Below are 13,629 nucleotides of genomic sequence, written 5' to 3' on the forward strand. Positions count from 1 at the left end.
AATTTATATATGACACTGAAAACTGTTACATTAGTGTCATAAGATGAACTGAAAGGCATTTACACATGTCGTTTGAACAAAAACCGAAAGTTACTGTCATTTTAGCGAATTTAGGCACACCAGATGAGGCGACTGTGCCTGCGGTGCGCCGTTTTTTAAAACAGTTTTTATCTGATTCACGTGTGATTGAAATACCGAAACTGATCTGGTGGATTATTTTAAATCTGTTTGTTTTACCTTTTCGCCCGAAAAGAGTAGCGCATGCCTATGCTTCAGTATGGTCAGCAGACTCGCCAATGCGCGAAATTGTGTTTGAACAAACCAAACGTGTGCAGGCCTATTTAGAACAAGAAAATAAACAGTTTGATTTAACGGTTTTACCGGCAATGACTTATGGTAATCCGGGTATTGATAAAGTTTTAGAAAAATTGGCGACGAACCCGCAAGAGCATGTCATTTTATTGCCTTTATTTCCTCAACATTCTGCAACGTCTACAGCGCCGTTATATGATGCATTTGCCAAGTGGATTCCAGCTCAGCGGAACTTGCCGGGTCTGACCATCATTAAAGACTATTATCAGCATCCTATGTTTATTCAAGCATTGGCAGAAAGCGTTTTAGCCTACCAAGAACAGCATGGTAAACCTGAAAAACTATTGATGTCTTTTCATGGGATTCCACAACCTTATGCAGACAAAGGTGACCCTTACGCAGACCGTTGTCGCATCACAGCAAAGCTAGTGGCCGAAGCCTTACATTTAAAAGATGATGAATGGGCGATTAGCTTCCAGTCACGTTTTGGGAAACAAGAATGGGTGAAACCTTATACCGATCAGCTTTTACAAGATTGGGCAAAGCACGGCGTTAAGTCCGTTCAGGTGTTAAGTCCAGCTTTTTCTGCCGATTGTCTAGAAACGCTTGAAGAGTTAGCGATTCAAAATGCTGAACTATTTCAACAGGCAGGCGGTGGAAGCTATGCTTATATTCCGGCTTTAAATAGCGATCAGGCTCATATTGATTTGCTTGCAGGTTTAGTTCAGGCTAATCTTGATGCCCTTACCCATACCTTAGCCCACCGTTAATTGTGTTTTAGCCAGAGGTTTTTATGCTGCAAGTCAAAATTGTTCCAGTTACTGCATTTGCCCAAAATTGTTCCCTTGTTTGGGACAGTGAAACGAAAGAAGCGGTTTTGATTGATGCTGGTGGTGACGCTGCTGTTTTGAAAAAAGAAGTTGAAGCCTTAGGTCTAAAAGTGAAGGCTCTGTGGCTCACTCATGGGCATTTAGATCATGCTGGAGCGGTAGGTGAACTTGCCAAAGAATGGAGCGTTCCTGTTATTGGTCCGCATAAAGAAGATCAGTTCTGGCTAGATATGATTCAGGAAGTATCAGCACGTTATGGCTTTCCGATTCCACAACCTGTCAAAGTCGATCAATGGCTTGAAGGTGGTGAAGTACTAAAACTGGGTGAAGATGAATTTGAAGTACGCTTTGCTCCAGGGCATACGCCGGGTCATGTTGTTTTCTATAATAAAAACCATGGCTTACTTTGGACAGGCGATGTTCTGTTTAAAGGTTCGATTGGGCGAACAGACTTCCCACGTGGTAACCATGAGCAGTTGATTGAATCGATTAAACGTGAGTGTTTTAGTTTGCCAGATGATACTCAGTTTATTTCTGGACATGGTCCAATGAGTACCATTGGCTATGAAAAACAATTTAACCCGTTTGTCGCGGGTAAAGCAGGTTAATCCTCATAATCATCTTCATTTTGACTACCCTTGTTTTGCTGAGGAGCATCTTGGGTAGGTAATTTATATTCATCGTTTGCCCAAGCGCCTAAATCAATTAATTTACAGCGTTCTGAGCAAAACGGACGAAATTCATTACCTTCCCAAACACTTGGTTCACCACAACGTGGGCAGGGGAATGTACGTGGCATAAAGCGATATCCTCAAAGTGAAGAGAAATAGATTAGGCAAAAGTCAGGTGACTTGTTAGACTTATGCCGATTTTTATTTAGTTTGATGTGATTATGCCGATTCGTCAATTTCAAGCACAACGTATGCAAGCGCCTCGTGATTTTACCCCAATTGAAAATACTCCGATTTGTGTAGAAATTGGAGCGGGTAAGGGTAAACATGCTTTGCTATTTAGTGGGCAACAGCCACAGCACACGTTGTATGCAATTGAACGAACCCGAGAAAAATTCTTGGCAATGCAAAAGCAGCATGGTTTGGAGCCAAGAGATAATTTGGTCCCTATACATGCGGATGCTTTGCCTTGGGTAGTGCATGCTTTGCACCCCGCTCAAGTTGAACATTTCTTTATTCTATATCCAAATCCAGAACCACATAACCCAGCACAGCGCTGGTTGAACATGCCATTTTTTGAGTTCTTAATCTCGCGTCTGCAAACAGATGGAACCATTACTCTGGCAAGTAATATTCCTGAATATATTGAAGAAGCAGAACAGCAGTTATTAAATGTATGGAAGCTGCCTTACCAAAAAGAAAAAATTGCTAAAACGTCTGCACGTACCCATTTTGAAATTAAGTATTTAGAACGTGGCGAGCTTTGTCAGCAGCTCATTATGACCAAGCCTGAAGGTTATAAAACTCGATTTGATGAGTTTGCACCATTACAAGGTCAAACACATGGCGAATAAGCGGGTTGCCATTATTGGAGCAGGCCCTGCAGGTCTTATGGCGGCTGAGGTGCTGAGCCAATACGCTTATGAAATTGATGTCTATGAACAAAAACCTTCAGCTGCACGTAAGTTTCTTATGGCAGGTAAAACTGGGTTAAACATCTCGCACGCTGAACCTTTGGCTCAGTTCATTGAACGTTATGATCATGCAGAATGGCTCAAACCGTGGGTTGAAAAATGGGATGCAGTCTGGATTCAAAACTGGATGAAAAGTCTGGGAATTGAATCTTATGTGGGCACCTCAGGTCGCATTTTCCCTGTCGAAATGAAAGCTGCTCCTTTACTGCGTGCTTGGCTAAAACGCTTGGCAGAGCAACAAGTTAAATTCTTTTATCGTCATCGTTGTATTAATTTACAAGGTACAGCCGTAACTTTGCAAAATCAGAATACTGAAACTTTTACCCAGCAATATGATGCAGTTGTGTTGGCTTGCGGTGCGGTGTCGTGGTCACAGTTAGGTAGTGATGGTGCTTGGCAGCAATGGATGGATCAATCCAGTATTGAACCTTTTCAAGCAAGTAATGCGGGTGTATTGCACGCTTGGTCTACTTTTATGGAAAGCTGTTTTGGTGAACCTTTAAAGCGTATTAATGCGTGGGTTGAACCTAGCCAGATTACACATGGTGATATTGTAATTACTTACTATGGTTTAGAGAGTGGAGTTATTTATAAACTCGGACGTGCTTTAAGAGAACAGCAAAAACAAGGGAATAGCTTAAATCTGTTTTTAGATTTATTGCCCGATGTAGAGTTGTCACAGTTAATTAAAAAATTAGAAAGTGGTAAAAAACAATCGCTCACCAATATCTGGCGTAAAGCAGGTTTAGACACAGCGAAAATTAACTTAATTAGAGAAGTGGTTGATAAAGCGTTATGGAGCCAATCAGAGGCTATGGCTCAGCAAATTAAAGCACTTCAAATCAAGTTAGAGGGCTTTAGACCCATCGAAGAGGCGATTAGCTGTGCTGGTGGTATTAAGCAAAAAGCATTAACTGAAAACTTGAGCCTCAAACAAAGCTCAGGTGTGTTTTGCTGTGGTGAAATGCTGGATTGGGATGCTCCTACGGGCGGATATTTACTTACTGCATGCTTTGCTACAGGGCGAGCGGCTGGTGAAGGTGTACATTCATTCTTAGAAAAATAACAATTAATTTGGCGCTATGTTTGATATGTGAAAAGTGTTATTTTTGAGCGATCAATAATAATAGGATTTACGAGAACATGTCTCAAGCATCACCAGTTTATCAAGGAAGTTGTTTGTGCCAAGGTATTCGCTATGAGATTAAAGGCGATATCGGGGATATCATTCAATGCCATTGTCAACGTTGCCGAAAATCCAATGGAACAGCATTTGCCACGAATGCTCCTGTTAAAAGTACAGATTTTAAAATCACCCAAGGTGAAAACTTAGTCAAAAAATTCGCTGTGGAAGGTGTGTACCGCTGGTTCTGTAGCGAATGTGGTTCACCCTTGATTAGTTCGCGTGATGCTCAGCCTGAACTGTATCGTGTAAGAATTGGTACACTGGATACGCCATTAGAGCAAAAACCGACAATGCATATTTTTGCTGCCTCTAAGGCAGAGTGGGAATGCATTCGTGACGATTTACCACAATACGATGAACGTCCATGATTTTAAAAAGTATGTTTAAATCAAATTCAAGATGATCTAATATACTTAAAACGGGGAGATGGCATTCCTCCCCTGAAAAACCGCCGTCTTGGCTAATGATGCCTACGTTACCCTCATGTATTTATATATCGCTGGGTACGTAGGTTATTGCGTACTCTGTTTATTTTTGGAGTACGCCATGTCATATTTTCCTTCATTATTTTTTGCTCTTTTAGCGTCTATCTAAAGGGGTGGTCTTATGTATTACTCTCTACTTTCAATTGCTTTAGGTTCAGTTCTAGGGGCGTGGTTGCGTTGGTTTCTAGGTTTAAAACTCAATCCGATCTATCCGCAAATTCCATTGGGTACCGTCACTGTTAATTTAGTGGGTGGGTTTATTATTGGTTTTGCGATAGCCTACTTTGCTCATAGTGATTTAAGTCCGAATTATAAACTTTTTGTGATTACTGGTTTTTGTGGTGCTTTAACCACTTTTTCAACATTCTCGATTGAAATCGTCACTTTGTTGCAAAGTGGTAAATTGGGAATAGCGATGTTGGGGATTTCTATTCATTTAATTGGGTCGTTAATTTTTACGTGTTTGGGGTTGGCGACTTATTATTGGGTAGCAGGGCATTGATTTTTGACTGTTCGGATGTAGCCATAGTCATAATTTATTAGGTTTTCGCGGCGGAGTTCTACCGTTGAGTTATCTAATGAAAGTAGCTAATACTGTTACTTTGGTTTCGCCCAAAGTAACCAAAGACATCTGTCATTCACAGAACCTGTTCACTGTATGCACTTATCTTATGCTTTGCAAAAACTATCTTTTATTGAAACCACGCAGGCTGCGAATGACGTTGTCGAGTATCAAATAGAAGAGCTTGATCAAATAATTTAAATAACAATTGGACATTTACTATCGTGACAGACGGCATGGATGCCGTCGTTTCGCTGTGCTACATGGATGTAGCATTAGCGGAACAAAGGATTTTTGTTACTTTTCATCCTTGAAAAGTAAGGTTAGCCTATACAATCCATTATTTGGATATCACTTCCATCTAGGGCAGTGCTAATAATAAAAATTAAGACGCTTCTATTATTTCAATCTATTATTTTTCAGCTAAAGCCTGACCTTCAAACTTCACACCATCCCAACCATTTTGCATAAATTGACGGATATTTTGGTGATCAGTTCCCTCTGGTGTAGCCAATACAGATGCATAGTGTTCTGCAAATAAACTTAAAGTTTGTGCTTGGTCTAAATCTTGTAATTTGGCAAAAGAGAAAACTTTTGCACTGCCTTGATTTTCAGTAGCAGCGTTATGCTGTGCGCCATTTTGAAAAGCTGTTGGAGTATGTTGGTAGCGTGCTTCAATATGAGCTAAAACGTCTGAAAATTTTGCTGTGCCTGCTTGTAATTGGGCAAGTAACTCTTGTGCCATTATCTTAAACTTCCTATCAAATGAGGGTTTAAGCATAGCATCGAATAGAAGCTTTGAAAGCTTGGAGAATACAAAAAATTGATGAGTTGTGGAAAAAATAAGGATAGTTTTTAAATAAGTTGTGGATAAGTTCTCTTTTATACACAACATAAAAAGATCGAAAAAACGGACATAAAAAAAGAAGCCTAAGTGGAGGAGATAGTCTTAGGCTTCCAATGATTTTAGTGTATTGATCAAACCTTAACGTAAGATTAACTCTTACGATTAAAGCGAGCGAAACGTTTATTAAAGCTTGCAACACGGCCTTCGTTACTTGCTTGACGTACTTCACCTGTATAGAAAGGGTGTGATGCACTTGAAATATCAAGGGTGACATAAGGATAGACTTGACCTTGATATTCTTTAGTTTGTTTCGTCTGGAGAGTACTGCCAATTAAGAAGTACACATCTGCATTGGTATCATGAAATAACACTTGTTGATAAGCAGGATGAATATCTTTACGCATGAGAGATTGTCCTAAATTATTTTTGATTAAAGAAATGTTATAACATAACAATTAAAAAGTCAACGTACCCCCTAAAGGTCACACTGACTTAAAATTTAATTAGCTAGATGGCGGGACTAGTTCTTCAAATAAATCACTGAGATTGTCATGTACTTTTAAATGAATGAGGTTCCAGTAGTGTCCTGAAATGGTTCTATTGACCATCAGCGTATCTGGTGAAGGTTTAAAGACATCCCAATATTTCAAAGATTTTTTCACAAGTAGCATGCCATCATGATGTGATGAGTTCTCGGCAAAATCATAAGTGGTATTAAGCGGGCGTAATAACACTTCAATCCATAGCTTATACAGATCACTCGGGAACTTGCCTTTTTCAGCAAGGGAGTGTAGTTCGAGTAGCTCTGTTTCAATCAGATCAATATTTTCGTGGCGAGCTGCATTCACCAAACGCTTGAAGTGCTGAACGATTTCATTTGAAAGTGTTTTAACACTGCCATAGTCATAAATAATTACACTACCGTCTTGGCGGAAAGCGAAATTTCCAGGGTGAGGGTCACAGTGAAAACGTTTTAAAAAGAACATTTCCTGACCTAAAGCACGTATTAGGCGGTTTCCAATTGTATTTCGAATTTCGAGCGGCCAAGAACTTGCAGTTTCAATGCTGTCACCTTGTTCGAGGCTTAGGGTCAAAATACGTCTTGAAGAGTAATCTTTATAAACAGTCGGGATGATAATTTTGTCATCTAGCTGGCTATGAAATGTTTTAAAAACTTCTAGGTTTTGAGCCTCAATTTCATAGTTAAGTTCTGCTGAAAGGCTATCTTGAATTTCTGCAAAAAGCTGATCTTGTAGCTTTTTATCAATTTTAAGTACGCCCATTAAGCGAAGGGCTAAACGTACTTGTTTTAAGTCACTTTCACAGGCTTCATCAACACCCGGATATTGCACTTTAACCACGACTTGTTCGCCACTAGGCAGAGTAGCTTTGTGAACTTGCCCAATCGATGCAGCAGCAAAAGGTTCACTATCAAAAGATTTAAAAGCCACATTAAGCGGTTTCCCAAGCTCTCGTTCAATTTGCTGTTGAATCGCAGCAAAAGGCATGGCTGGCGCTTGGCGTTGTAGCTTTGAAATTGCTTTGGCGACTTCGGGCGGGAAAATATCTTTATATTGTGATGCAATTTGCCCGACTTTCATGACGGCACCTTTCATTTCTCCTAAGGTGTCGGCAATTTGCAAACCAATATCCTGAAATAATTTGGTTTTTGAAGCCAGCTTTTGCTCTTCATCTGCTGTCAAGTTTCGAATCGAGTTAGAAACGGTTTTCGTTGCAATGCTCGCGGTCATTCCTGCAAGTTTCATAAAACGTTTGCCTGGTGAACTTGCATTCTTTGCCATATCTTCGATACCTCATTGACTACAACATAATATTGCTTAGTTTTGATCATAGGTGACAAAGCTTAAAAAGCCTATACGAAATTGTTTATCTCATGTAAGAAAATTTTCGAAAAACAAAATGTTATTTTTATAGTAAAAAATATGAAAAGCTTGTGAAAATCCATTTCATAAACAAAGCTTTAATATCTATAAAGTCTCTATTTTTTTAGTGCTAATGTGAATGACAGGTTAAATAAATATAGAGATAACAAAAGCTATGACAAGTTTAAATTCGGCCCATGGACGATCTCAAGCGGTTCCTTTATCTGTATTTGAGCAGTCAAAAGATGCACATATTATTCGCTCCGATGAAGAGGCAATCCAGATTGCAAAACAACTTGCCCAAGAGTTTGCACAAGAGGCATCAGAGCGAGACAGAGAGCGCCGTTTACCCTTAAATGAAATTCAACAGTTCTCACAAAGTGGCTTATGGGCCATTACAGTTCCTAAGCAGTTTGGTGGTGCACAAGTCAAATATCGAACTTTGGCTGAGGTCATCAAAACAATTGCGAGTGTTGATCCATCCCTTGCGCAGCTTCCTCAAAATCATTTAGCTTTTATTGAACATTTACGTCTTGATGCAGGCCCAGAACAACAACAGTTCTTCTTTAATTTAGTGTTGAGAGGCATTCGTTTTGGAAATGCCTTTTCGGAAAAACATAGTAAAACGGTTGCAGATCTCACTACAACATTGAGAAAGACCGAGCACGGTTATGAAATTAATGGCAAGAAGTTCTTTGCAACAGGCGCATTACTTGCACATTGGATTCCGATTGTTGCTGTAAATGAAGAGGGGCAGCCTTATGCAGCACTAGTCCCTCGGGAAACGTCAGGGGTGAATATTATTAATGACTGGTCTGGTTTTGGGCAACGAACCACAGCTAGTGGCACTGTTGAACTTAATCAGGTTCCAGTACGTGAAGAATACTTAGTTCCGATTTATCAGGCTTTCGAGCGACCAACACCAGCGGGAGCAATTTCACAGTTTATTCAAGCTGCTGTCGATGCAGGTATTGCACGTGGTGCAATTGAAGAAACAATTCACTATGTCAAAAATCATAGCCGCGCATGGGTTGATTCAGGTCTAGAAAAAGCCAGTGATGATCCTTACACAATTGCAAACATTGGCGATTTAAAAATAAAACTGCGTGCAGCAGAAGCAGTATTAGATTTGGCAGGAGATGCGATTGATCAAGCGATTGCCGACACGACAGAAGAACATGTAAATCAAGCGACATTACTGGTTGCTGAAGCAAAAGTACTCACTACAGAAGTTGCGATTTTAGCAGCGAATAAGCTTTTTGAGTTGTCTGGAACACGTTCTACTTTATCTGAGCTTAATCTGGATCGCCATTGGCGTAATGCACGTACCCATACCTTGCATGATCCGGTGCGCTGGAAATATCACATTGTCGGTAATTATTACCTCAATGGTATCCATCCGCCTCGTCATGCATGGAGCTAAATTGAAGAAAAAATAAGATTAGGAGAATAAAGATGACGATTACTCAAATTGAATTAGAAGAACTGTCTGTAGGCGCTGATTATGAAAAGGTAGCAAGCAGATTTCGTCCAGTTTTTGAAAAAATTGCTCAAGGTGCAATTCAACGAGAAAAAGAACGAATCTTACCTTTTGAACCGATTCAGTGGTTAAAAGAACTGAAATTAGGTGCGGTACGTGTACCTGTTAAATATGGTGGAGATGGGGTGTCATTACCGCAACTTTTCCAGCTTTTAGCAGAGTTAGCACAAGCAGACTCGAATATTGTGCAAGCTTTGCGTGGACACTTCGCTTTTGTTGAAGACCGTTTAGTTGCTCATAAAGAGCATTCGCAGGAGGTTTGGTTTCAGCGTTTTGTACAAGGTGATTTGGTCGGGAACGCATGGACCGAAGTTGGAAATGTACAGATAGGTGACGTCGTTACACGAGTTACCAAAGATGCTTCGGGCAACTTGGTGGTGAATGGTGAAAAGTACTATTCAACTGGAAGTATCTTTGCAGACTGGATAGACCTATTTGCTTATGATGAAGTGAATGACCGCCATGTAATTGCTGCTATTTATCGCCATGAAACAGGGGTAAGTGTGATTGATGATTGGGATGGTTTTGGTCAAAAAACAACGGGCAGTGGCACCTTAAAAGTACATCAGGTTCATTTGCCAGCTTCACACCTCATTCCATTTGATCAGCGTTTTAAATATCAAACTGCTTTTTATCAGGTCGTACACCTTGCAACCTTAACCGGGATTGCACAGGCAGCTGTAGAAACTTTTAGCCAAGAAATTCGTGAGCGAAAACGTATTTTTAGTCATGGTAATGGTGATCTGGTTCGTCACGACCCACAAGTTTTACAAGTGGTGGGTAAAGCCTCTGCTCAAGCCTACGCAAGTCAGGCAATTACCTTAAAAACGGCGGAGGCATTACAAAAGGCTTATGAAAGTCACTTTAGTGAGTTAGAGGTAAAAGAACATCAGTTTAATGTAGATGCTGAGCTCGAGTCCGCACAAGGGCAGGTGGTGATTTCTAACTTGGTACTGGATTTAACCAGCCAGTTATTTAATGCTTTAGGCGCGTCAGCAAGTAGTCAGGTCAAGCAACTCGACCGTTTCTGGCGTAATGCGCGAACAGTGTCTTCACATAATCCACTTATCTATAAAGAAAAAGTGATTGGTGATTGGGAAGTGAACCGTACGGATTTACCTTTTGTCTGGCAAATTGGAGCAAGTCCTAGAGCAAAATCTGCATAGTGTAAAAGAGCCGATATTTTATCGGCTCTTTTTTATTAGGTTTGGCTTAAACGTTTGGTATTTAAATAAAGCCGTGAGAGTAATAAGACACAGGCAATGCTTAAACCAATAATTAAGCCTAGCCATACACCTGCTACCCCCCAATGGGTATAACGTGCTAAATAAAGTCCGATAGGAAAAGCAACCACCCAATATGCCATGAGCGTAATCCACATAGGTGCTTGAGTATCTTGCATACCTCTTAAACAGCCTGCAGCGCTGACTTGTAACGCATCCATCAACTGATATGCCATTGCAAACCAGAGTAAATACATTGCAACAGGAGCTACGGTTAAGTCTTGAGTATAAATCGAGATAATTTGTTCACGGCCTAGAGCAATAAAAGTCATGGTTAATATGGCAAAAAATATTGCTGTGCTCAGACCAATCTTTTGTACCTGATACATTGCAGCCCAGTTCTTTTCACCATAATAAGTACCGACACGGATGGTTAAGGCAATGGCTAGTGAAAGCGGAATCATAAACAGCACAGAGGTAACGGAAATTGCGACTTGGTGTGCAGCAATAAACACTTCACCAAGTGGGCTAAGTACCAATGCACCTGTACTAAAAATACTAATCTCAAAAAACACAGCTAAACCGATTGGTAGACCAAGCTGTAAAATTCTTTTAACCCAAGCCATATTAATTTTATCAAATCGGCCAAAAATAGACGTGTTTCGATAAGCTGAGGCTTTATAAATATAGCCAGCTAAAGTAATCAGCATTAGCCACTGTAAAATGGATGTTGCAAAACCACAGCCCGCGCTACCTAATGCAGGTATTGGTCCTAAGCCATGCATAAAAATCATGTTAAGAGGGATCAATACAACTAAAGCTAACATGCTAATAGCTGTGACAGGGCGTGGATGGCCTAATGCTTCTGAATAGCCACGTAGCGCTGCGTACATGGTAACAGCTGGCATACCCAAACCAATTGCATGCAAGAATAGACTTGCTTTAGGTCGTAAGCTCTCTGGTACACCGAACACATGCAAGAAAAACGGCATAAGCTGCAAAATGAGCATTGCCAGTACACCTAAAATGACGGCAACCCACAATGACTGACGAACAACGACAGGGATCTGCTCTGTATTTCTTGCGCCTTTTGCTTCGGCTACCAAGGGTGTAGTTGCAATCATAATGCCGCTGAACAGGAGCATGATTGGAACCCATAAACCGACCCCTACAGCAATTGCTGCTAAATCGGCTGCAGATAAATGCCCAGCCATAATAGTGTCAATTAACCCGAATCCTGCTTGAGCAAACTGGGTAATTAAAATTGGTAGCATTAAGTGGAAGAGTTGTTTTAATTCAGACCGAAAAGATGTGACATTCGACACAAAAGGTACTCTTTATAAATATAAAAATGAAGCTAACGCTGCAAAGTGAGTAGCACACCGACAAAGATGATGACTCCACCAAGAAACCGTTGCCATGTAACAGGTGTCTTTTCTGTGCCCAACCAACCAAAATGATCAAGTAACATAGAAATAACTATTTGCCCAAAAATGACTAAACCTGAAAAGGTTAAAAAACCAAGTTTAGGTGCAGTATAAATGCTCATGCTAATTGCATAAACCCCAAGGAATCCCCCAGTCCATAGAATCCACGGAATATTTGATATTTCACTTAAAGTTGGCTTTTCAGCACTTTGAAAGAAAACCATGATTGCTAAAACAATAGTTCCTACAAGAAAGGATAAGAGGGCTGCTTGTAAGGGCGTGTGTAATTGTTCTCTCAATTGTGCATTGATGGCGGTTTGAAAAGCCATGGCAATACCGATTCCCAGAGCTAAGGGTAAAAATAGGAAAAATTGGCTAGAAAATTTCATCATTTTTATCAGTATTTAAGTATCTTTAAAAACAGTCTAAAGCAATTAGGGTATGTTTTCATAAGCCCATTGATGCAGTCATGTTAAAATAGAAATATTGTGTAAATTGGACCTGTTCCTTGGCTGTATTAAACCCTGCTTCTATTCCGTTATCTTTGTATATTCACATGCCTTGGTGCGTGCGTAAATGCCCATATTGTGATTTTAACTCGCATGCTGTACCAGATGGAGCACTTTCTTCAGAACTCGAGCAAACCTATTTAAAAGCGTTGGTAGCTGACTTTGAAACTCAACTAGAGATGGCACAGGGACGTCCGATCCATAGTGTATTTATTGGTGGTGGAACTCCTTCACTGATTTCGGCACAGGGTTATGTATGGTTATTTGCAGAGCTTAAGTCATTGCTTAAGTTTGAAGATGGCTGTGAAATTACCTTAGAGGCAAATCCGGGAACGGTAGAGCATGACCCGTTTGCAGGGTATTTGGAGGCAGGCATTAATCGCTTGTCTATTGGTGTCCAGAGCTTTGATACTGATCATTTGCAAAAGCTTGGACGTATTCATTCTGCAAATAATGCAATTGAAGCGATTCAACAAGCAAAGCAAGCTGGCTTTAAGCGAGTTAATGTCGACTTAATGCATGGTTTGCCTGAGCAGACGCTAGAACAAGCGCTCTATGATCTCAAGCTTGCTGTAGAAAGTGGTGCAACTCATATTAGTTGGTATCAACTCACCATTGAACCTAATACCGTTTTCTTTCGTACCCAACCTGTTCTACCGCAGGATGAAATGCTAGAAGACATTCAAGAGCAGGGTGAGGCATATCTTAAGGCAAATGGTTTTATAAATTATGAAGTTTCGGCATGGCGTAAAGAGCTGCCTTCAACACACAACTTAAATTATTGGGAATTTGGCGATTATCTTGCGATTGGTGCGGGTGCACATGGCAAAGTTACACGACCAGATGGGGTGTATCGTTTCCAAAAAACTCGTTTGCCGAAAGACTATTTAGCCAAGGTTCCTGCTGAACATTTGCAAATGAAAAAGATTGAGGCAGAAGAGCTACCATTTGAGTTTATGATGAATGCTTTGCGTTTAAATGATGGTGTCAAAGCTGAATTATATGAACAGCGTACAGGTTTAAGCTTGGATGACCTAAATGATGTACTAATGTCGCTACGAGCTAGAAAACTACTGGTAGATGATGTTTCCCGTTTAGCCTGTACAGAGCAAGGCCATATTTTTTTAAACTCAGTGCTAGAAGAATTTTTATAATGAAGCAAAGCAAAAGCCGCGTCATA

15 protein-coding genes and 1 riboswitch are annotated in these 13,629 nt (G+C 40.4%); of the genes, 9 read left to right on the forward strand and 6 right to left on the reverse strand.

Annotated features, from left to right (window positions below; all coding sequences use genetic code 11):
• Positions 1 to 65 precede the first annotated feature (65 nt).
• Positions 66 to 1,082 (forward strand): ferrochelatase, encoded by a 1,017-nt coding sequence (gene hemH / locus FY048_RS10430; protein ID WP_446091075.1) that lies wholly within the window; start codon positions 66 to 68, stop codon positions 1,080 to 1,082.
• A 23-nt stretch (positions 1,083 to 1,105) separates the two neighbouring features.
• The gene (locus FY048_RS10435; protein ID WP_004794923.1) at positions 1,106 to 1,750 is read left to right on the forward strand and encodes an MBL fold metallo-hydrolase; all 645 of its coding nucleotides are present in this window, start codon (positions 1,106 to 1,108) and stop codon (positions 1,748 to 1,750) included.
• On the opposite strand, the gene FY048_RS10440 is transcribed toward FY048_RS10435, so the two are convergent.
• On the reverse strand, positions 1,747 to 1,941 hold the full coding sequence (locus FY048_RS10440; protein WP_016139395.1) for a DNA gyrase inhibitor YacG: 195 nt from the start codon (positions 1,939 to 1,941) through the stop codon (positions 1,747 to 1,749). The genes FY048_RS10435 and FY048_RS10440 overlap by 4 nt on opposite strands.
• Positions 1,942 to 2,028: 87 nt before the next feature.
• Between FY048_RS10440 and FY048_RS10445 the strand changes: the two genes are divergently transcribed.
• The 4 genes from FY048_RS10445 (at position 2,029) to crcB (ending at position 4,960) form a co-directional block, all read left to right on the forward strand.
• Positions 2,029 to 2,667, forward strand: a complete 639-nt coding sequence (locus FY048_RS10445; RefSeq protein ID WP_446091076.1) for an SAM-dependent methyltransferase — start codon at positions 2,029 to 2,031, stop codon at positions 2,665 to 2,667.
• Positions 2,657 to 3,853 (forward strand): TIGR03862 family flavoprotein, encoded by a 1,197-nt coding sequence (locus tag FY048_RS10450; protein WP_446091077.1) that lies wholly within the window; start codon positions 2,657 to 2,659, stop codon positions 3,851 to 3,853. Before FY048_RS10445 ends, FY048_RS10450 begins: the two co-directional genes overlap by 11 nt.
• A 77-nt stretch (positions 3,854 to 3,930) precedes the next feature.
• Positions 3,931 to 4,341 carry a GFA family protein gene (locus tag FY048_RS10455; protein WP_005301972.1) on the forward strand — a complete coding sequence of 137 codons (411 nt, stop codon included), beginning with the start codon at positions 3,931 to 3,933 and terminating at the stop codon, positions 4,339 to 4,341.
• 45 nt (positions 4,342 to 4,386) lie between these two features.
• Positions 4,387 to 4,453: riboswitch (Fluoride riboswitch) on the forward strand.
• Positions 4,454 to 4,579: 126 nt separating this feature from the next.
• Positions 4,580 to 4,960, forward strand: coding sequence for a fluoride efflux transporter CrcB (gene crcB, locus FY048_RS10460; protein WP_446091078.1), 381 nt, complete (start codon positions 4,580 to 4,582; stop codon positions 4,958 to 4,960).
• A gap of 472 nt (positions 4,961 to 5,432) precedes the next feature.
• On the opposite strand, the gene FY048_RS10465 is transcribed toward crcB, so the two are convergent.
• From FY048_RS10465 to FY048_RS10475, 3 genes are all read right to left on the reverse strand, one after another.
• Positions 5,433 to 5,765: a HopJ type III effector protein gene (locus FY048_RS10465; protein ID WP_004640939.1), complete on the reverse strand. Its 333-nt coding sequence runs from the start codon at positions 5,763 to 5,765 to the stop codon at positions 5,433 to 5,435.
• A gap of 251 nt (positions 5,766 to 6,016) precedes the next feature.
• Positions 6,017 to 6,271 (reverse strand): type B 50S ribosomal protein L31, encoded by a 255-nt coding sequence (locus FY048_RS10470; RefSeq protein ID WP_003654672.1) that lies wholly within the window; start codon positions 6,269 to 6,271, stop codon positions 6,017 to 6,019.
• A gap of 99 nt (positions 6,272 to 6,370) precedes the next feature.
• Complete coding sequence (locus FY048_RS10475; RefSeq protein WP_004640943.1) at positions 6,371 to 7,669, reverse strand: ABC1 kinase family protein; 1,299 nt, start codon at positions 7,667 to 7,669, stop codon at positions 6,371 to 6,373.
• Positions 7,670 to 7,925: 256 nt separating this feature from the next.
• Here FY048_RS10475 and FY048_RS10480 point away from each other — a divergent pair, with 256 nt between their 5' ends.
• Together FY048_RS10480 and FY048_RS10485 are read left to right on the forward strand one after the other, a co-directional pair.
• Entirely contained in the window at positions 7,926 to 9,173 is a 1,248-nt protein-coding gene (locus tag FY048_RS10480) for an SfnB family sulfur acquisition oxidoreductase (protein WP_446091079.1), read from the forward strand.
• Between the two features lie 32 nt (positions 9,174 to 9,205).
• On the forward strand, positions 9,206 to 10,456 hold the full coding sequence (locus FY048_RS10485) for an acyl-CoA dehydrogenase family protein (RefSeq protein ID WP_003654675.1): 1,251 nt from the start codon (positions 9,206 to 9,208) through the stop codon (positions 10,454 to 10,456).
• Positions 10,457 to 10,491: 35 nt separating this feature from the next.
• Here FY048_RS10485 and abeM read toward each other — a convergent pair whose 3' ends face one another.
• Positions 10,492 to 11,838 carry a multidrug efflux MATE transporter AbeM gene (gene abeM, locus FY048_RS10490; RefSeq protein ID WP_446091080.1) on the reverse strand — a complete coding sequence of 449 codons (1,347 nt, stop codon included), beginning with the start codon at positions 11,836 to 11,838 and terminating at the stop codon, positions 10,492 to 10,494.
• Between the two features lie 32 nt (positions 11,839 to 11,870).
• Complete coding sequence (locus tag FY048_RS10495; protein ID WP_045434844.1) at positions 11,871 to 12,332, reverse strand: DMT family transporter; 462 nt, start codon at positions 12,330 to 12,332, stop codon at positions 11,871 to 11,873.
• Between the two features lie 116 nt (positions 12,333 to 12,448).
• Here FY048_RS10495 and hemW point away from each other — a divergent pair, with 116 nt between their 5' ends.
• Positions 12,449 to 13,603 carry a radical SAM family heme chaperone HemW gene (gene hemW, locus FY048_RS10500; RefSeq protein WP_446091081.1) on the forward strand — a complete coding sequence of 385 codons (1,155 nt, stop codon included), beginning with the start codon at positions 12,449 to 12,451 and terminating at the stop codon, positions 13,601 to 13,603.
• Positions 13,604 to 13,629 lie beyond the last annotated feature (26 nt).

This window comes from Acinetobacter sp. 1124_18A, from assembly GCF_052824995.1.